This window comes from Paenibacillus sp. MAHUQ-45 (assembly GCF_058133325.1).
This window is the reverse complement of sequence record NZ_JBYUPV010000008.1, coordinates 169,424-189,250: the sequence shown is the minus strand read 5'-3', so window position 1 is coordinate 189,250 and position 19,827 is coordinate 169,424. Positions and strand designations below refer to the sequence as shown.

General features: G+C 40.1%; 17 protein-coding genes and 2 pseudogenes. 8 read left to right on the top strand and 11 right to left on the bottom strand.

What is annotated here, in order from left to right:
* Positions 1-257 precede the first annotated feature (257 nt).
* Complete coding sequence (locus AC3Y23_RS18490; protein WP_379201615.1) at positions 258-608, bottom strand: helix-turn-helix domain-containing protein; 351 nt, start codon at positions 606-608, stop codon at positions 258-260.
* A gap of 143 nt (positions 609-751) precedes the next feature.
* Between AC3Y23_RS18490 and AC3Y23_RS18485 the strand changes: the two genes are divergently transcribed.
* On the top strand, positions 752-1,744 hold the full coding sequence (locus tag AC3Y23_RS18485; protein ID WP_379201613.1) for a DGQHR domain-containing protein: 993 nt from the start codon (positions 752-754) through the stop codon (positions 1,742-1,744).
* 44 nt (positions 1,745-1,788) lie between these two features.
* Here the strand turns inward: AC3Y23_RS18485 and AC3Y23_RS18480 are convergent, their stop codons facing one another.
* The 4 genes from AC3Y23_RS18480 to AC3Y23_RS18465 all read right to left on the bottom strand — a co-directional run bounded on the left by AC3Y23_RS18480 (position 1,789) and on the right by AC3Y23_RS18465 (position 6,961).
* Entirely contained in the window at positions 1,789-2,937 is a 1,149-nt protein-coding gene (locus tag AC3Y23_RS18480) for an SAVED domain-containing protein (RefSeq protein ID WP_379201611.1), read from the bottom strand.
* Positions 2,938-3,609: 672 nt separating this feature from the next.
* Positions 3,610-4,845 carry a nucleotidyltransferase domain-containing protein gene (locus AC3Y23_RS18475; RefSeq protein ID WP_379201609.1) on the bottom strand — a complete coding sequence of 412 codons (1,236 nt, stop codon included), beginning with the start codon at positions 4,843-4,845 and terminating at the stop codon, positions 3,610-3,612.
* Positions 4,846-5,234: 389 nt separating this feature from the next.
* Positions 5,235-5,711 carry a YhjD family protein gene (locus tag AC3Y23_RS18470; protein ID WP_379201607.1) on the bottom strand — a complete coding sequence of 159 codons (477 nt, stop codon included), beginning with the start codon at positions 5,709-5,711 and terminating at the stop codon, positions 5,235-5,237.
* Positions 5,708-6,961, bottom strand: coding sequence for a DNA polymerase IV (locus AC3Y23_RS18465; protein ID WP_379201605.1), 1,254 nt, complete (start codon positions 6,959-6,961; stop codon positions 5,708-5,710). The genes AC3Y23_RS18470 and AC3Y23_RS18465 overlap by 4 nt, the downstream gene beginning before the upstream one ends.
* Positions 6,962-7,356: 395 nt before the next feature.
* Between AC3Y23_RS18465 and AC3Y23_RS18460 the strand changes: the two are divergent.
* A pseudogene (locus tag AC3Y23_RS18460) lies at positions 7,357-7,484 on the top strand (chloramphenicol phosphotransferase CPT family protein); the annotation flags it as partial.
* A gap of 95 nt (positions 7,485-7,579) precedes the next feature.
* Here AC3Y23_RS18460 and AC3Y23_RS18455 read toward each other — a convergent pair.
* Positions 7,580-7,948: a hypothetical protein gene (locus AC3Y23_RS18455; protein ID WP_379201603.1), complete on the bottom strand. Its 369-nt coding sequence runs from the start codon at positions 7,946-7,948 to the stop codon at positions 7,580-7,582.
* A gap of 448 nt (positions 7,949-8,396) precedes the next feature.
* Positions 8,397-8,930 carry a hypothetical protein gene (locus AC3Y23_RS18450; RefSeq protein WP_379201601.1) on the bottom strand — a complete coding sequence of 178 codons (534 nt, stop codon included), beginning with the start codon at positions 8,928-8,930 and terminating at the stop codon, positions 8,397-8,399.
* Positions 8,931-9,067: 137 nt separating this feature from the next.
* Between AC3Y23_RS18450 and AC3Y23_RS18445 the strand changes: the two genes are divergently transcribed.
* Together AC3Y23_RS18445 and AC3Y23_RS18440 are read left to right on the top strand one after the other, a co-directional pair.
* The gene (locus AC3Y23_RS18445) at positions 9,068-11,071 is read left to right on the top strand and encodes an ATP-dependent nuclease (RefSeq protein WP_379201599.1); all 2,004 of its coding nucleotides are present in this window, start codon (positions 9,068-9,070) and stop codon (positions 11,069-11,071) included.
* 1 nt (position 11,072) lies between these two features.
* Positions 11,073-12,842, top strand: coding sequence for a UvrD-helicase domain-containing protein (locus AC3Y23_RS18440; protein ID WP_379201597.1), 1,770 nt, complete (start codon positions 11,073-11,075; stop codon positions 12,840-12,842).
* Between the two features lie 155 nt (positions 12,843-12,997).
* Here AC3Y23_RS18440 and AC3Y23_RS18435 read toward each other — a convergent pair.
* Together AC3Y23_RS18435 and AC3Y23_RS18430 are read right to left on the bottom strand one after the other, a co-directional pair.
* Positions 12,998-13,247 (bottom strand): annotated as a pseudogene (locus AC3Y23_RS18435) (transposase); the annotation flags it as partial.
* 475 nt (positions 13,248-13,722) lie between these two features.
* Positions 13,723-14,010, bottom strand: coding sequence for a VOC family protein (locus AC3Y23_RS18430; protein ID WP_379201595.1), 288 nt, complete (start codon positions 14,008-14,010; stop codon positions 13,723-13,725).
* A 339-nt stretch (positions 14,011-14,349) separates the two neighbouring features.
* Here AC3Y23_RS18430 and AC3Y23_RS18425 point away from each other — a divergent pair, with 339 nt between their 5' ends.
* On the top strand, positions 14,350-15,585 hold the full coding sequence (locus tag AC3Y23_RS18425; protein ID WP_379201889.1) for a DNA polymerase IV: 1,236 nt from the start codon (positions 14,350-14,352) through the stop codon (positions 15,583-15,585).
* Positions 15,586-15,696: 111 nt separating this feature from the next.
* On the opposite strand, the gene AC3Y23_RS18420 is transcribed toward AC3Y23_RS18425, so the two are convergent.
* Entirely contained in the window at positions 15,697-16,008 is a 312-nt protein-coding gene (locus AC3Y23_RS18420; RefSeq protein WP_379201593.1) for a hypothetical protein, read from the bottom strand.
* A gap of 167 nt (positions 16,009-16,175) precedes the next feature.
* Between AC3Y23_RS18420 and AC3Y23_RS18415 the strand changes: the two genes are divergently transcribed.
* The gene (locus tag AC3Y23_RS18415) at positions 16,176-16,850 is read left to right on the top strand and encodes a hypothetical protein (protein ID WP_379201591.1); all 675 of its coding nucleotides are present in this window, start codon (positions 16,176-16,178) and stop codon (positions 16,848-16,850) included.
* A 135-nt stretch (positions 16,851-16,985) separates the two neighbouring features.
* Here the strand turns inward: AC3Y23_RS18415 and AC3Y23_RS18410 are convergent, their stop codons facing one another.
* Positions 16,986-18,341, bottom strand: coding sequence for an arsenic transporter (locus AC3Y23_RS18410; RefSeq protein WP_379201589.1), 1,356 nt, complete (start codon positions 18,339-18,341; stop codon positions 16,986-16,988).
* A gap of 238 nt (positions 18,342-18,579) precedes the next feature.
* Between AC3Y23_RS18410 and AC3Y23_RS18405 the strand changes: the two genes are divergently transcribed.
* Entirely contained in the window at positions 18,580-19,347 is a 768-nt protein-coding gene (locus AC3Y23_RS18405; protein WP_379201587.1) for a threonine/serine exporter family protein, read from the top strand.
* Between the two features lie 27 nt (positions 19,348-19,374).
* Positions 19,375-19,806, top strand: a complete 432-nt coding sequence (locus AC3Y23_RS18400) for a threonine/serine exporter family protein (RefSeq protein ID WP_175374499.1) — start codon at positions 19,375-19,377, stop codon at positions 19,804-19,806.
* The last annotated feature ends 21 nt before the right edge of the window (positions 19,807-19,827 follow it).

The following is a 19,827-nucleotide window of genomic DNA, read 5'->3' as shown; positions in this document are numbered from 1 at the left end:
TCAGATACATCGCTTCAACACGATGGCAACGGCGGAGCTGCACTAAGCTTGTCCGTCTATTCCCAAAATGATGTCATTACATAGTTTTCTTCAAAATATAACAGATACCTTTTTTCCAATAGAAGAGTGCTCTGCACACACGATTCGTTGTTTAAACCAGCCCTGTTGGTCAATTACTTTAATTTTCATTTCCGCCCGCTGCTGTAAATGCTTGTCGGATTTTGCAAACAAAAAAGCAGCCACAATAGGCTGCTTTTTTATTTCAAGTCCAAATCAAGCATCTTAATCAAATCCCCAATCAACTTATGCAATGCTCTGACCTCATTGGTCGATCGCTTCTGAAGAGAACCACTAATCAATTCAATTAATCTATCTTTTTCGTTTTGCTCCGTTCGAACTGGAGCTTCAATTATTTCACTGGGCCTAACCCCCAGTGCAGAACATAACTTTTGAAGTGTTTCTAAAGAAATGTTCTTTTCTCCGCGTTCAATCCCACCAATATAGGACTGAGGCTGCTGCACTCGTTCCCCAAGTTGCTCCTGAGATAAACCCCGTTTTTTTCTAAGCGCTTTTACGTTGGAACCTACATAACCGGCTAATTTAGGCAAGTGTTTATCACCTCTTTAAAAGAGTAGGAGAATAAACACCAAAGTTGAATATACTCAAAACATATATATTTCCATTTGAAAATAGTCTTTAAAAAATCTATATTTATATATACATGACTATTTCTCGAGGAGATTTATACACCATGAACATGCTACCAAATCAAGTTGTAATAGAAAATGTACTCCAATGCAAAATGCGCGGCAGAATCGCTTATCAAAGTTACTTTCCGGCTTCGATTGGCGTGCAGTTAACCTATGTCAAGCCTTTTGATTTACCATCCGGAAAAGGCTATCAACGCCCGGTGGATTCCAAAAGATGCGATGACTTTGCAATGTATTTGTCCAAAGGACAAGATGCTTTATTTACGCCGATTTTACTTAATGCAGCTTCTCAGTGGGAGTTTTCCCCCTATGATGGCCAGCGTCCAACCTTTGGGCGGCTTCTATGTAAAGGGAAGGCTTCATTGATGGATGGTCAGCATCGGATGGGTGGAATCCAGAAGTATATTGGAGAAACCCAATCGGATCTGAATGTACCTTTTCTCGCATTTCACTCTTTGGATGAAGATGAAGAAATAAAGCTTTTCGATACGATCAATACAAAGGCAAAGGGTATTGGGCCATCCCTTAGTAAGTTTCTTCGACGGGATTCTGACGATATCAGCTGGATTTCAACGGAACTGATGGTACGAAAAGAAAGCCCCTTTTACAGCATTGGGACGATTATTGGGAAACGAAGCAAAGGTCGACACGTGACGCTGCAGAATCTGTATCGAACTCTTCATTTGTTAACTGCAGATTATCGAGTCTCCAGTCTGTCAAAAGAAGAAAAACTCATTATTGCGTTGACATATTACGAGGCAATTCAGAAGAAATTTTCTGAAGAATGGTCTAATTATAAGGAATACCGACTGACGCATATCGTTTGTCTTGATGCACTTTCATTGGCCGGCCATGATGTGCTACTTAAATGTATGAAAGAAGGAAAAAAACACGTCGATCTTGCAGCCATCCCTAAGTATATCCAAAAACTCTCTGTGGACTGGTCTGCGCAAGGAGCACTAAGATACCTAAAAGGGATGAGTGGTTCCAAAACGCTAGCCATTGATCTTAAAGAACAAATGCTTCCCCGATAAGAGCAGCATTTGTTCTTTATTACTAGGAAAAAATTTATTGATTCCTAAGATATCAACTCAACTTCTTTTTTTATTTCAATCGCTTTAATGAATTTATTTGTTTTTTTGCTTTGGTCGTATAACACAAGTGGTAAATCGGCTTTTGGCATCCAAACTCTTCCAAGTTCTATTGCAGTAGACGCAGCTGTTACCGGAAAGACGTGGATGCAATTATCCTGCCCATGAGTGAGTTTAATCTGATCAAATAGCCCTCTTAGCGTTTGCCGGAATAACATAAGCTGTTCTTTTGTTTTTATGAAGTCATTGTTTGGGGTAGCCATTGTTACAGTCCAAATGGATGTTTCCTCCCCCAGAATTTCAGTGATTCTGGAGGGATCGATAGTAGCACTCAAAGACAAGGCTAACGCGATGGTTGGGTATATTTTTTGCGGTGGATAAACAATGAACTCAAGTGGAGTTTCATCAGCCACCCATCCCCACTTTTGTTCTGGCTCTCTTTGGAGTTGGTAAACATCCGTCGGGAATATATCCGATAACATCGTCCCTAAGAAGGTTAATAATGGCTGAGGAGCAAGGGCAAAAAGGGAGGCGTGTTTGTATTGGCCGGAAGTGAGATCAGGTATGAGCTTCGATTTTACTTGCCGCTTGAGATTCTCTTGTTCCATTTCCCAAAACTTTTCTTCATGATCATAGAACGAACTGTTCTTCCAACTTAATTCAACCGCTCTTGATTCTGCTGGATACCGATGAGGCAGAAGCGCCGGAACTACTTGCTCATAGGAGATAGGGTAACTATGCTCTCCGATATTTGAACCGTACAGAACCACAAGACTCTGCCTTTCTGATTGTACATTTGTGGCCAATTCAATACGTTCCTCATGTTCTTTCTTCATTTCTTGAAGTAGCGATGCTGGGTGGCCAGCGACGTCTGTTACGTCAATCAAGCGATGATGGGCGTCGCAGAGCAACATTACGTTCTCCATTGCTTTTGCTAATTTCGGAGAAAGCTCTTCATCTCCTCTCGGTCCATTCGGACTATCGGCAATGATATGAGCAACGTAAGATCGATTCATGAGTTTTTTTGTTGTAGGGTCGATATGAAGCTGTACATTGCATCCTCTATACTGGCAACGACCTGCTGCTTTTCCCCAAAGCATTTTACAAATATGCGGAGGAACTGCGGTTTCAGACATTCGTTTTTCGCTCCTTAATATAATTTTTGTAATATAAATGACAAGCGATTAGATCAGACTGAAATTCTTCTGGAGTTTGATACTTTTGAAGCTCTAAGAGAGAAGGACCATGGCAGCTTCTTAATTTATTACTGCTTCCACATGGGCATGGTGCATGTCCACGATATCTTCGAAAAGCCAAGATAACTAAAAAATTCAAGATGGCTACTGGTTGTCTGGTTTCAAATAACCTCATATAGTAATTCATTAGACCACTTCCACCATGCGAAAGTTCACCGTACGGCATCGTTCCCTGATGAGTTGCTTGAAAAGAATAGGAATATAAATATGGGATTAGGAGTGAGTGAACAAACCCCAATAAAGTGGGATTGTTTGCAAATGTCATCTTCACTGCAAGTGGTGCTCCGAGACAAAAACTTCTGTCTTCGAACGAGTGAAATGATGGGGGAATCCGTTCCCCCAGATCTCTTGCAACGGGAGGAACGGATGGATAAGAATTGGGTATCTCAATTTCGATAAGAAATGCATCTTCTATGGATTCATGAGTCGAGTACTGGGCGCGAAAATGTATGTTTCCTCGAACAAAGTACTTATTTTCTTCAGGGATAAGTATAAGATCCGGAAAAGCATCAGACAGCTCGTAAAAGTGTTCCCATATAAGAGTGCTGTCCATTATAAAGAGCCCCATGGTCGAGTGGGATTATTCAATTGGACTGTTGGAACAACAATAGATGCAGGTGTCGTGGCAAAACCTAAAGACTTGGCAGCTGTATTAGAGATTTGGCCAAGCGTTGATTCGAAAGATTTGACGACTTTCCCAATATCATTTGTTTCTGTGATTTGGATGAGATCTTTCTTGACCCATTGAGTCCACTGAAAGAAGGTTTTTGCTTTACGGTGATCATTTTCATGCCAACGATCTGCAAAGTTCTCTTCTGGATTCACAGGATTTAAGATTGACCAGGTTCCGTCATCATTTCTTCGTATCAAGTCTTGTTCTAGAATAGCGGCGTTTTGTTTATAGCCAGGCTGCAACAATCCACCAAGTGCATCTAATTGGTCTACAATATTAGAGAGTGCAGCATAGACATTGCCTTCGCCGTTGTACAGTTGAGCAGCAAGTGTGGTAATAATCATGGAGATGGGCTTATCAAAAGAAAATTTGTGGTTGATAAAACGAACATCACGATGCCGTTTCAGGATTTGAATAGCTCGTTGCAAGGGGGTCTTTATGAGGGCATCGGGAACATCTTCAATACGTGCATATATGTCCTGATTCTTTTCGAAGATACTACGTTGTTGGACTGACTTCACTTGCTCGAACGCAGTTTTATTTTTTTCACTGAACCACTGAGCATATCCGTTAGGATTACTCGAACACCATTTATATGTTCGATCCTCATTTTTGTGGGTAATCGCAATCGCCGTTTGTTGATAATTTGGATGGACAGGAAGATTGGTTGCTAAGAACTCTTCAGGTACGGCGGGTAGAACATCTAAATGGAATCCCACTCCGTCATCTTCTGCGTAAAGTAAAGTCCAGCATCGTCTTCCTTCTTCATCGAGCATTTTGCGATACTTTTCATTTTCTTTTAATCGTTGTCCAATTGCCTGTTTAATTGCTTGAGGTGTAGTGTCTGATTTAGGGATCTGGGCTTCACACACCAAATCAATATCGTATTCCGAATCCTTTCCACCGCGGATAGGTCGGATTACTGTTCCAAATCTGAAGGATCCCTGAGGATAAAAGTGGAGCTCGCCGACGCCATCGGTTTGGCCTTCCTCAATCCAACTGCATACAGCCGTATATCGGTCAACAGCTTGTTTGTATTTGGAAGGGGATAGGTCTAATTGGGATGCAATTTCGTCTAGTAGCGATGATATGTTTAATTGTAAATGAGAGTTCATAGAATCATCCTTCTTTTATTATTTTTTGAAAAGTAGAAGGATATACATCTCTGACGACGTATCTTATATATTATAGTTTTGGAGCTATACATATATCTTGAGTTGTGATCCCCACGATCACAACTCAAACCTTCTATTTTCGGGATTTGGTTGAAGGCTTGAGCGGCTTTGATATGATAGATCCTAATTAAGTTAATTTCTCATATTACTCCTCCTTTCGCCATTTTTATTAGCACTTATATCCCTTGAGTGCTAACTATATCCATTATAAGCATTTGCTTGTCCACATTTCAATAGTTTCTGAGAGCATTTGTTCTGTTTTTTTATAATTGGAATACGCTTAGTAATATTTGTGCCAACTCCTAAGCGGATAAATGCAATTTGATCAATTAAATAGACTGCTCTATTTTTAAATGGGAGAGAATACGAGCTGCGCATTTTGTAAAGTGGACACTGATCTCCGACCGCAGTACTTCTCTGACAATACCAAACTGATCTTCATAACCACGACAAACATAACGATGATAAATAATCCCGTCATGGGTTTCATCGCTAAAAATTTTTATATTTCGTTGTCTTAATTCTCGATTGATCTTGGACAAATCCTTCGTGATGTAATTCATTATGATTTGAATGACCTGTTCGAAAAGTTGCTTAAACAAATGTGTTGAGTTCCGAAGGTCCTGTAAACTCTTGTCACACATGGTCAGCATGTAAGGGAACATAATAGCATCCCGAATCATAGTCAGTTCTTCCGTCGTTATTCTCCCGGTCTGCAGATTTTTATTCCGGTTCTCATATTGTTCCTGATGTTCGGTTAAAAGCATTTTTGATTTCCATCTCTCGTTTCCGTCAAGTTTGCTCATTTGAAATGCCCCCCAATTTGGCCTGCTCGTTCTCGCGCCACACCGGCTTCCAGCAATGAAGAGGCGCGCATAATGGCATCACTGCCGTATCGATCCTTAATATGGTCAGTGGCCCGCTCAATCGCATAAGCAGCGTTCCTGTCTTCAAACAGGGTCAATTGATAAACACTGTCGTCCGAGAGTTGCGTTAACGAAATATGTAGATGGCTAATCGGCAACCCTTTCCAGTGATCAATAAAAAGTTTTTGTGCTGCCTGGGCTACTTCATGCGTGAGGGATGTGGGTTGGTGCAAAGTCATCTGACGACCAAACGACGAAGCCCTTTCTCCATCTGTTTCTACAGCGCCTACAGACACAACCCTGCCTTGATAACCATGCCTGCGCGCCCGCCGGCAAACCTCCACAACTAATTCAAGTAAGACAACTTCAATATCCTCCAAACGCCCATATAAGCTGCTTCTTAAGGCTTTCCCATGACTTATGGATTTGAGAGCGCCTCGAATGGAGGAGACTACGGGACTGGAGTCCTTTCCGTTTGCAATCTGCCAGTAGTACTCCGACTGAATATCCGATTGCTTTCGAAACTCTCTGCGCATTCGTTGCTTAAATTCTCCTAACTCTAAACGAGCAACGTCACCTATGGTTGGCAGACCCATCCGGAGAAAATGCATTGTCATGCGAGAGCCAACCATAAACATTTGGTGGACGGGTAACGGCCATAAATCCCTCTCCATATTCTCGAATCCCAGCTTAAACACACCGTCATTTCTTTTTTTCGCAAAATTATCGGTTGCCATTTTCGCTAGAATTTTTGTAGGGCCAATCCCTACCCTAGACCATACGCCAGTAGATAATTTCACTCGCGACTGTATTAAATGAGCAATTTCATCTTCGGATCCAAAAAGAGCAGTAGAACCTGTTACGTCTAGAAATTGTTCATCAATGCTGTAGGGCTCAACTTGATCGGTTATTGATTCAAAAATCTTTGTAATTAATACGGATATCGTGATATACCGCTGCATTCTGGGGCGTATGACTATCAAATCAGGGCAGAGTACTAAGGCTTCTCCAACTCGCTGAGCTGTTGTTACTCCCTTGGCCTTGGCCATAGGACAGGCCGCTAAAATAATCCCCGATTTACGTGCAGGATCCCCAACAGCTACAGGTTTGTTTTGATATTCTGGATGAGCTGCTTTTTCGATGGAGGCATAAAATGATTGCCCATCCACCAAAAAAATAACTTTAGACATACTTATCACCAGCTTTTAGTAATGGTAATTAGTTATTACGATTATATAATGCGAACACACATTCTGTATACATATTATATACCGAACATACATTCTCTATTCAAGTGTAATTTATGGAATTCGTTCTTTAAGTCCCGACTCTGGACGTTTCATTAAATTAACGAGCAGGATTACTGTAAAGTAGAGTATTAATTTCTTTTGACAAGTGTAACTACTAAAAAATAATGTGATATAATAATATCCCGCAGAGAGTTACAAATAAACTATGTTTTAGGAGTATTCCCCCCTGAGTGACCTTACCCCTTTATTAACTATATCCGGTGCATTTGGTGCAGCTTTTGCTGGTCAATATGTAGCTCATAAACTTCCACGCAATCGTGATATTGAAAACAAAAAACCTCGAAGTAAATACTGAAGAGATGAGTCCAATAGAATGTGCCGAAAAGATATTAAGTTTTATTAAGTCCAATAAGGAATACTCGGTATTTAAGAATTAAGTATAAGAAATGTTTGTGTTTCCTAGATGGTGTATCCATCAGATAACACCATATTCAAGCATTGGCCACAAATTGCGTTTTGACCACAATGTTTACATTAGTGTATAGAGAAAAACCATCCCTAACAATGGAATGGTTTCAAGGAAAAAGGTTCCCATTTATTTGCATTTATTGATTCGCCACAAAAGCAATCTGCTAATGCTTGTGTAAATGGAACAATCATGTCTTTGTTCCAGTCAGCTAACCTGTTATCGTGTATCTCTGTCCATAATCGGTGTTTAGATACCCAGTATGTCAACTCTAAAACACCTGCATCTTCCCCTTGTTTAAGGTGGTAATGTATAGACCCTTTCAACGTTGAACGGGTTGTTTTTTGCGTTATGTTTAACCCATATGTATTTATTATTCCCTCTATTTCTTGTATGACAAAGTCAACATCAAGTGATTTTGTTTGTGGCAGTTTGAAACTTATTATTTCATATTTTATCATGTATTCTATGACCTACCATAAGTGCCAATCTCAACGCCATTGTTCAGGAAAATCTATTCCTGCTTGTTTCAATGCCACATACCATTGACCTTCATGAATGGCTTCATGTTGAATTGCAATACTACATATTTCATCTGGCTCGCCTTGCTTCCTAAACTTATACACGTATTTACGAATCTATCTTTATCTTGTATTCCATACTTCTCAGTAATTTGCCTGTACGTCCATTTATCCTCCTCATGCAAACGTACGGCCTTCTTCCTTACTTCCTCTGTATATAATTTATTTGGTTACTCTCTTTTTCTCCCCCCTAAGTATCACAGATTTCCCATATGGGTTTTTCCAATGTCTACTATAAGGGGGCCCTCACATGGGCTTATTTTTATATTCTTTAGCTAGGTTTTTGTCAGTATAGGTTGAGTGGGTGTTATAAGGTAACAAGAGCTATTTAATCTTTTATAAAGATTTTAGTGTGAATTTTTCGGACTAGATGTTTTAGATTTTCAAGAAAAAGGGTGAATCCTGGAATTTCTTTGGCTAGGAAAAGTGAATTATATACATTATAGTTAAATATAGCAATGAAAAAAATTAACCCTAACAAGTTATATTGCTCACTGAAAATGGTTTCATTACCTGTAACCGCTCCATCTTCAATGAGGAGATTTTTCATTGCAATGATAGCAGTACCTAGCCCTGTTAAGTATAAAATAAGTAAATTAATAGCTCTAAACCAACTAGTGAAGTCCGTAGATTTGCAAAAATAAATACAAAAAATATGTACTATCATAGTTATTATAAAAGCAAGGATAGAAGACATCATGGTTCCATAAACTAAAAATTCGATAGTTTGATTTGAAGAAAAAACAAATATGGATTGTACAAAATCTGTACCATACCAAAAAGAGCAGCCATAAATAAAAATAAACAAGCTAAAGAAAAACAAAGATTTTAACATTACCGAACTAAAACGTTGTGAAATCAATAGTATCCCTCTTTTTTTGTTAAGTCTAAAACAATTATACCTCAAAATATTCTTAAGTAGAGCATTATATGGTTGTCATTTCCTCTCTTACTTATTTTGTTATAATGTAATTACCAACCTTCGAAGGAGAATTTTAGATGTACTTACATAGCGTTAAAGTGTGGAATTGGAGAAAATTTGGACGAGCTGCAGATGGTGGCCCAGGAATGGAAGTTGAATTTAATGAGGGGTTAAATGTCTTAGTTGGAGAAAATGATTCAGGAAAAACATCCATAATTGATGCAATTAAAATGACCCTAAACACTAATAGTAACGATAACTTCTGGGTTACAGAACAAGATTTTTACTCTGACAGCAATGCACTAAGAGTAGAATGCATCTTCAAAAAACTCTCAAAGCAAGAAGAAGCATATTTTTATGATTGGTTAACTATAATTCCAAACGATTCAGAACTACGTGTAACTATGGAGGCAGAGATTTATGAGGATGTGAACCAGCATAAGAAAATTAAAAGGGCTGTGAAAGCAGGGCCACAGAATTTCGAGAGCGGAATGGAAGATACTGTAAGACAACTACTAAATGTAACATATTTAAAGCCGTTAAGAGATGCTTCAACTGAATTGAGCCCAGGAAAATATTCGAGAATTGCTCAGGTTGTAAAAAGCTTGAAATCGTTCTCTGGTGAGAGTGAAGGGAAGAAACAAATCGTTCAGAAGTTCTCTGATGCTTTTGATGAATTGAAAGAGGTGTTATCTCTTCCAGTCCTGAGTAAGATACAATCCACTCTTAACAATTTTTTTGAAGATAACAATCCCAAAGAACCACTAATCAAGAACAAACGTATGGAGTTTGCTGAAATTCTGAGGAAACTGGAATTGAATTTAGGAGAAATAGGTACGGGATTGGGTAGTTCCAATTTGTTGTTTATGGCAGTGGAACTTCTTCTCTTAAGCGAAACAGAGGTGGGACCAAGACTCGCTTTAATTGAAGAGATTGAGGCTCATATACATCCTCAAGCACAGCTTAGAGTAATAAAGCATTTTGAAAATAGTGCTCAAGAAACGGGAATGCAATATATTTTCACTTCGCACAGTCCTATCCTAGCGGCTTCCATGGATCTTCAGAACCTTATATTTATTTATAATGATAAAGCTTTTTCAATGCGAAAAGGTGAAACTATGTTGGAAGAGAAGGATTATGAATTTTTAGAGAGGTTCCTAGATGCGACGAAAGCTAATCTTTTCTTTGCGAGAGGGGTCATATTTGTCGAAGGTGATGCTGAGAATCTTCTTTTACCTGTTTTGGCGGAGGTCATAGATCGTCCTTTACATAAATATGGAGTATCCATTGTTAACGTGGGAAGCCTTGCCTTTAAAAGATACTCGTCCATTTTCTTAAGAACAGATGAAAATAAAAAAATGAACTTTCCCGTTTCCATAATCACGGATTTGGATTTAAAGCCGGTGGAATATTACAAGGAATCTCTTTGTTATTTTAAAATTTCCAGACAGCAGAATGAATATTTATTATCAGAATTTTTTAAGGGAAAAGATATAGTGCCTGATTTGGAGAAGACTATTTTCGTTGAAATGAATGAAACGGTAGTAAACACTGTAATCGAAACGTATGCTAAAACAGAGTTTAGAAAACTTCCGAAAGAAGAGAAAAAAAGAATTAGAAAACAAATGAGAGAATATCTTGAACGACTTGAACCTCTCCAAAAGCACATAACATTTTTTGAGGAGTATCAGGTAATTAGGGAAACCGAGATTAATAATAGATATTCGCATGGAGTGGAAGAAACCAAAGTATTTCTTTCTAAGCCATGGACTTTAGAACATTCTATTGCTAAAGGGTTTCTACGTGATCAGATAGAAAAAATTATCCTGGATATCAATTATATTGTGGAAGATAACAAGGAGAGCAAACTAGATGATTGGAATGAACTATCTAGCGAAGCAAGAGCTACCGAAGTATATTCATTCTTATCTAATAACAATAAGATTTCCAAGTCTATTGTATCACAGCAACTTTCTAAATATATAATGGATAACAAAAATGACATAAAGACTAATATTAATTCGGACCCTAACCTTGAACATTTAATAGATGCTATAAAACATGTCACTGGAGGAGAATGAGGTGAACTTTGAAGAACAAGATTATGAGTTTGTAGAGTCGTTATTATTAAACGGAGGAAAATTCAACGATCTCCAAAGAAGATTTATTTCACTTTTCGAAACTAAAACGATCGTAGCGGGCCCTGGAGCAGGGAAAACCACTTCTTTAGTAGCTAAGATAATTTTACTATTTAAGTATTTGGAGAAAACGGGAAGCAAGGAAAGTTTATGCATCATTACTTACACTAATGTGGCAGTGAATGAAATTAATACTTCCTTGTCCAAAGCGGGTCTTGGGGAAATCAAACACCCTCATTTTATCGGGACAATTCATGAATTTTTAAATCATTTTTGTGTGATCCCTTATTTTAGAATGAATCATGGTCACACTTCTTTGTTCTTTGATCAATCTCATTCTGGTAATAAAGAATTTTATAAAAGATATTTGCAAAGAACAGAGAGTTGGATGGACGCTGGGGCTATAGAAAAAATAGCTGAAAAAGTAATGGATAGTAATTTATTCTTCAACATTGAAACTAAGAAGTTTGATCTTCAAAATACAAGTGGTTGGACGGAAAAAAGTTTTTCGAAAAATAAGCATCGAATGCTAAAGGCTAAAATAGCTAGGAAAACGCAAGGCTATTTGGAGTACGATGATACTTTCCTTTTTGCCGAAGCGTTTCTATCCACTGACTATTATCAAGAAATACTAAGAAGACGATTTAAATATGTGTTTGTGGATGAGTTCCAAGATACAAAATCTTCAGGTTCTTCCTTGCTAAAACAGATATTCAATTCAGAAAGTTGTATTTTGCAATTAATTGGGGATCCTTATCAGACAATTATGTATGAACAAGATTCAATGCCAGAGATAATAGAGCAGAATACGTTTCGAATGAATTTGTCTAATCGCTTCGGTAAAGAAATATCTCAATGCTTAAATACAATTTTACCCGAAGCTAATATTCAAGTGCCTGACCACTCTGTTTCCTTGCGTCCTCTTATCTTACTTTATGAATCTGAAGAGGAGATCTACGGAGCATACAGACAATTGATCGCTTCATATGAGGAACAAAATCAAGAGTTTAAGTCTTCAAGTAATGAGGATAAGGTTTTGGTGTTGCAGACCAAGTGGACACCTTTAATAAAAAAAGGGCAAATATACTCTAAAAATAAATCTAAAAAAGCAAAATTTATTAATTCGGAATTGAAAAAATTAGTAATTGATTTCCTATTAAAGAGGCTTGGACAAACTGAAAAAAACACCCATGAGCTAAAAATGTGGTTAAAAAATCATAAGGATATGCATATTCTAAAAGGAATATTCGTTGATTTATTAAAAAAAGGGGATTTTGAGGAAAATAGGAGGAAGCTCCTTGAAGTTATTAACCACATATTACAGTCTAAAGAACAAAAGGAAATAACGATTAGAAATAATTTGTTTAAAGTGGTAGAACAATTACTTTCTTCTGAATCTGTAGTTGAGAAAGTAGATGTTGTAAATGATGATATATACACTATACATTCAGTAAAAGGTGAAACGCTACGATCTGCATTAGTTGTAAATTTTGAGGATGGTCCATTAACCAATATCCTATTTCATAGATATGGTATTACAAACGTTGAAGATTATAGGTTCATTGATCAGAATTTACTTTATGTTGCTATGAGTAGAGTTACACACTTGTTCGTTTTTGCTATACATATGGACCAGTGGAATGATAGTGTTAATGAAAAATTAAAAGATCATTGGGATACAGTTTATACCAGGAAATTAGTGGAGGCACACTGACAGAATTTCATTAAAATATGTCTAAATGTCAGAAGAAAACCAGCTAATAGTTGTCAAGCTACAGTGTGGAAAATATTTTAAAAGCTGATATACTGGTTTTTGAGTACAACAAATAATCCTTCATTGGCGTGAAGGATTATGGATAATTGTGGTAACTAAACGTTGTAGGGCTGGTCTTTATTAAGGATGGCGTACATGTGATGGAGAAGCTTGTTGGCGCAAGCAATCACAACCACCTTGTAGGGCTTGCCCTCTTTTCTTTTCATATCATAATAATCCTTTAATCTGCTATTTCTCCCCACCACGTAGTCCGCATTGTACGGCTAAATAAACAGCTCTTCGAAGTCTTTTTGAACCTCGCTTCGTTATCCGATTTCTAGAGGCCGTAAAGCCGCTCTCCACGTGCGTAATACCTTCCAATATTCCGTACGGTTCGTTCCTTCGTAGAAAAGCCTGTATTACGCTGCTTCCTGTAGCCACATCTAATCCTATAACTGGCTCCATAACACACTCCCTAATTTTAAAGTAGCCGTCACTCCCACGATGGTTCCAAACCCATAGCTTCGCTTGTGATACGAGATCGTAGTCTCAACCAGCTCAAACCTGGTCATTGGGGGCAGTGAGAGAACTGTTTTCACTACGGGGTTGTCCCCAATAAAGTATACGTTCTCTCGGCTACCGCCATCATATGACACCTAAGAAAAAAGGCCAACCAGAAATCTCTGGTTGACCTAATAATACGAAATAAAGTATTAGACTAGATTTGCTGCTCCAAGCGGCTTTTCAATTTTAAAAACCGACAGATTCCATAAAATAAGTATTAGACTGGCTCCAACAAAAAAGACAGCGGCAGCCTTAGACGAGAAAATAAAGTCTTAGACTACCAAGTTACAAATTCAACATCAAATGCTTTTAGTCGCTCATACCCCACATCAATATCATCAACATTAAAACTCAGTGTAATATTACCCGATCCCCAATATCTTGAAAAATCAAATTTCATATCTGATTCTGCAGCTTGTTTCGAATGTATCGTCAATCCAGCACCTTCCGATTGAATTATTGCATGGATATGATCCCCTTCGGCTTTTGCATGTAAAATAACTTCATAAAACTTAGATAAAGTTGTTACCTCCTCTGTAATTAGACATACATCAGAAAAAAACATAACCCATATCTCCTTTGAAAAAGTTTTAGGATCTGACTCAAAAGTTACTACCTAATAGTGTAGAATTCTCGAAGCGAATGAATTATTCCTTTAACAAGTTTCAACTATACTGCCCGTTAGCGTAATGGGGCGTTACCAGTCTAATTCTTTATTTTCTTAGTCTATAACTTTATTTTCCGAGTCTAACACTTTATTTTTCAGACTATACTTTATTTTCTGCTGACACTTGCCATTTGTTTTTGTAAAATTCTTTCAAAAAGAATCAAATATCTACATACATATATCTACAATGATAAAGTTCAACATAATCAACCATTTTTTTAAAAATAGTCTTGATAAATAGACTGTCAAAGCTTCTATGCCTCGGTGGAAAAGGCCTCCAACCCCCAATACAACGGCAAACCACTCGCTGTTGCCGGAGATCCGGCCAGACGCAGCGGTATTATTCTCGCTGCCTGCCCCCTGGCCAAGCAGCAGGGTGTAAGCACCGCAGAGACGCTGAAGGAAGCTCTGGCCAAATGCCCTGAACTCATCGTGGTCCGGCCCCGCATGCAGCATTACATTGATGTCTCCGCCCAAATTACCGGCATTCTGCGCACCTTCAGCGACCTTGTGGAGCCCTACTCCATCGATGAACAGTTTATAGATATTACAGGCAGCACTTCCCTGTTCGGCAGTCCAGAGCAGATCGCTGCCGCGATTCAGGACCAAATCTCCAAAGAAACCGGCGTATATGCGCGGATCGGCATCAGCTACTCCAAGGTCACGGCGAAGATGGCCTGCGATTTGTGGGCCAAAAAGATCAAGGGCGGCCTCTTCACCCTGGCACGACAGCAGCTCCCGGAGCTGCTCTGGCCGCAGCCTATCGGCAACCTGTTCATGGTGGGCCGCCGCATGTCAGCCCATTTTCACAGCATGGGCCTCACGACGATCGGCCATCTCGCCCAAATGCCGCTGGCCGAGCTGAAATGGCGCATGCGCGAGAAGTTCCACAAGAACTGCGATATTGACGCAGAGCTGTACTGGCGGATCGCCAGTGGGATTGACGATAGCCCAGTGCATCCGGCGACCTACGAGGTTCCGCCCAAGAGTGTCGGTCATCAGATGACACTGCCCCGCGATTATCACACGCTAGGAGATATCAAGACCGTGCTCCTGGAGCTGGCGGAGCTGGTATGCAGACGCTGCCGGCGCCTGTCAGTGAATGGCGCCGTCGTGTCCGTTGGCTGCCAAGGTGCCAGCTTCGAAGCGCCGACCGGCTTCTCCAGACAAAGCAAAATGAGTGATCCCACCAATGCCACAAGTCTTGTATACGAAGCGGCCGTCGCTCTCTTCCGGCGACATTGGGACGGCCAACCCGTGCGCCGGGTGAACCTCAGCCTCTCTGAGCTTAGCGATGAGAACCAGTACCAGCTGACCCTATTTGAGTCCCGCCCCCGGTACCGGGAGCTGGAGCGGGCCACCGACAACCTGAAGAACAAGTATGGTGATACGATTATCGGGCGGGCCGCTTCCTTCACTGATTCCGGACTGATTAAGGACCGGGCGGGTAAAATCGGCGGACATTACAAGTGAACCTGTGTATCGTCTACCAAAAACACAAAAACACCGCACTCCCCTGAAAAAAATAGCAGGGGATGCGACATTTTTGTACAATACTTTCGTTAGGACTCTTTAAACTAAGAGTTATACAAGATTGATATTCTTAAAATTAGGGATGATAATCAGTCGTCCCTTTCCTTTTTCCTTATCACTCTCGCTGCCCGGAACGAAAATCCCTATCGTTTGAATATTACCAACCTCGATTGCAAAATCGGAATGCGGTGCAACATCAGTCGTAATGGAAGATGCATTATAGCGAGTTATCACAAGCTGAAGCACTTTCTGGCCCTCGTTCTTCAACTGTACCAAAGCATCAATTCCAAAAGGAACTTCTTCTACAAAGTAACCCTGACCAACCCCAGCTTTCTGATCGATATGCAAATCTGCATGTTTCATCCTACTTGACTCCCTTCCAGTTGAGATAATACATAGTATTCGATGCACTGAAGTTGCGACTAGTTATTCAACTATTATTTAAATAAGTAGTTAAAACAACCATAACTTTAATCTATAGAGCACATATATTTACATTATCTGTACCCAAAACTAAGGAGAGATGTCATATGAACTTGCTAAATAGTCTACTAGGCAAACAAGTTGTCGCAGTGGTTGCAGGAGTTGCCCAGCCTTTAGAAGGGACATTGGTAGATACGGGAACTGATGTTATAGTTATTAGCAGTGGAGTAAAATTTCTGTACATCCCGATTGCCCACGTTAAATCCTTAATAAACAATCTAGAAGCTATCGTAGAACAGAACGATATCCCCGTATCCTTACCTACCAGTCAAGAAACAACCATCTCTCTTCAAACGCTTGTGGAGAATAGTCAGGGGAGTTTTACAGAAATTCATGTTGCCGGAGCCCATGCACTTCACGGTTATATTCAAAGAGTTCTGGCAGATTATTTACTCTTCTATTCTCCTATTTTTGATACGATACTCGTTCATATGAAACATCTTAAATATTTGGTTCCCTATCCCCCACAATTTGTTCCTTACTCCTTGAAACAAGATAAGCTGAATTCAGACCTTTCTGCTGTATCGACAGAGCCCAACTTCATTCAGCAACTAGAAAAAATGGAGGGGAGTTCCATCGTAATAGATCTGGCTGCTCCTTTTCAAAAGGCCGGATTATTAAAAAAAGTCCAAGCTCCAACGTTTGAACTTGTCACTCCAACTGGTGAAAGTATATTTGCACCGCTAGACCATATTCAGACAGTGAACTACCCAAGAAAATAAAGTCGATAAACAACCAATATATAGATGGTGAGAAGAAGTCCAGTTTCAATCGTTCATGCTGCTGTAAGAACGGTTGAAGCTCTTCATCAAGTGAACGCTACAGCGCCCGTGATCATACCCTCTTCACTATAGCCTTTAAACAAAAATCAGTTGGACCCAATAGTATAACAAAAACAAAGTTACGACAGTTGTTAATGGGACTACAATCAAGGAAACTTGTAAATAGTCCCTCCATTTAATTTTAATCTTCTTTTGTCTAAGGATATGCATCCAAATAAGAGAGGCAAGTGTTCCAATAGGGAAAAGCAAGGAACCCATATCACTTCCTATAATATTAGCAAGATAGATCGTTTTTAATGTGATAGGGTCAAGTCCCATTTCGGTTAAGGTAATGGTTCCGATCATTAAAGCAGGATGGTTATTAAAAACATTAGATAGAATCGAAACTAGTCCGCCCATGATAAAGCTCGCCTGCAGTAATCCTTGTTCTACAATGGGGGTACAAATTCTCACAAGCATGGTTGTTAGTCCGGCATTATGAAGTCCGTATATAATAACGTACATAGAGAAAGCGAAAACTAAGATGTGCCACGGTACTTTCTTTAGTATATCGACAGGATTCGTGCCCAGATGGTACCATCTCCATAGGAGTAAAATACTTGAACCAAACACCGCGACCCATTCAACCGGAATCGTAAAGTAAGATGCCACAAAGAGGAGACAACGCAGTACAAAAACAAACAGTAATACTTTCAGCATGAATATTGTCCGCTTTCTCTTGGTTTCAAGAGAAATTCTCTTCTTCAATGGATGAAAGTTGTAAGTGAAAAATCTCTCTTCTATATCATATGTTGCAGCTGGCAATACCTTCGGTAACTTTTTTTTCAATACAAAAAACATTAGGCACGACATAAAAAGTAAACCAATAGTTGCAGGTACAAACATCATTGCTGTATGCATGTACAGACTCATATGAACAATTTTCAATGCGATTAAATTAACAATATTACTTACTCCGATAGGAGCGCTGGAGGCTGTTGCGATCAAAGCACCACTTAATAGATAAGGAATCATTTGGTGGGGTTTTAACCATAGATTTTTTAGTAATAATATTAAAATAGGAGTTGTAATCAAGATGCTTCCGTCATTATTAAATAAAAGAGTCATTAAAAAGCATAGGAGCTGAATATACCAGTACAAGCGATAGCCTGAACCTTTGGACATGATCGCTAGTCGTGCAGCAGCCCAATTAAAAAAACCAAAGCTTTCCAATATGACAGCCATGACAATAGTCGCCATAATGGTAACAGACGCTCCCCCAATCTTATCGATGATGTCTACAACTTCATTGCCAGATACGATTCCAGTAAGCAATATAATCGCAGCTCCGATTGATGCTGGCCATGCTTCATTTATACCGCCTGGTCTCCAAAAAATAATTAGCATGGTCATAGTGAATACAAAGAAAGTCATTGCGATGTCGAAAGTCATGATTACACTCCTCCTTTGTGCCTTTCAAAATATAAGACAAGCGCTACACTTTCTAATCAATATATTTATATTCATTGCACGATAGACGGGACTGGTTATACAGCCAATTCAACAAATATGTATCTTTTAAATTATCTAAAAAGGTACTGTTATTTTAAAATTTTATATTAGGGTTGATATTTTCGGGCGATGAGGCGACAATCGGATATATATCATTCCAGGGGAGGATCACAGAGAGTTGGAAAGTACAGGCACCATCAGCAACAGTTCCACCCATGAAATTATCGACCTTTGTCTGTTAGCGGGCAAAATCATGCTGCAAAGCGGCGCAGAAACCTACCGTGTCGAGGATACGATGATGCGCATTGCCGATTCCCTGGGATTTCCGAATGCGCACAGTTATGTGACACCAACCGTGATCGTATTCGCGACCAGTTGGACGGAACCATCCAAGCTGTTTCGCATTGCTGAACGGACCACCGATTTGCAGAAGGTATCGGAAGTCAATGACATCTCGCGCCGCCTCTGCGAAGGGCAAATAACGGCAGAGGAAGCTCGGAGAAGACTCGGGGAAGTAGACACTGCTGCCCATGCCTATCCCATATGGATGCAGATCGTCGCCGCAGCATTGACAGGTGCGAGCTTCACAGTAATGTTCAAGGGCAGCCTCTGGGATGCACTCCCCGCACTGTTCGTCTCGGGCCTCGGTTATGCGGCAGTGATTTACCTGCACCGGCTCGTCCAGGTCAAATTCTTCGCAGAATTCGGCTCAGCCTTCCTGATCGGCCTATCCACCTTCTTTTCGGTCAAATATGGTGTGGGACGCGAAATGGACAAGATCATTATCGGTTCTGTCATGCCGCTAGTCCCGGGTCTGCTCATTACGAATGCAGTCCGCGACCTCATGGCCGGCCATCTGGTCTCCGGGCTGTCCAAGGGTGCTGACGCCTTTTTAACAGCGTTTGCGATCGGGACAGGTATCGGGCTTGTGCTGTCACTGCTATAATCACCCTGTGAAAGAGGTTAGCGACTCATGATTTTGCAACTGATTACCAGCTTTATTGCAGCCGCCACCTTCTGCATTCTGTTCAATGCGCCACGGCGTGCACTGCTGCAATGCGGAACTTCCGGTATGGTGGGCTGGCTCGTGTACTTATTATTGGATAAACAATGGGATACGGTGATTGCCACCTTCTTCGCGACCGTGGTGGTCGGCGTGGTCAGCCAGATTTTTGCCCGCTCCTTCAAAATGCCTGTCATTATCTTTAGTGTCGGAGGGGTGATCACGATGGTGCCCGGTGGCATGGCTTATGATGCGATGCGCAAATTCGTGGAGAAAGACTACATTGATGCTGTGCAAATTGCTACACAGGTTTTGATGCTCTCGGGAGCCATTGCAACAGGTCTTGTACTGAGCGAAGTGCTGGGCCAGATGTTCCGCCGCAAGAGAAAGCAAGGACTGTAAGGCAGACAATATACACCAAGA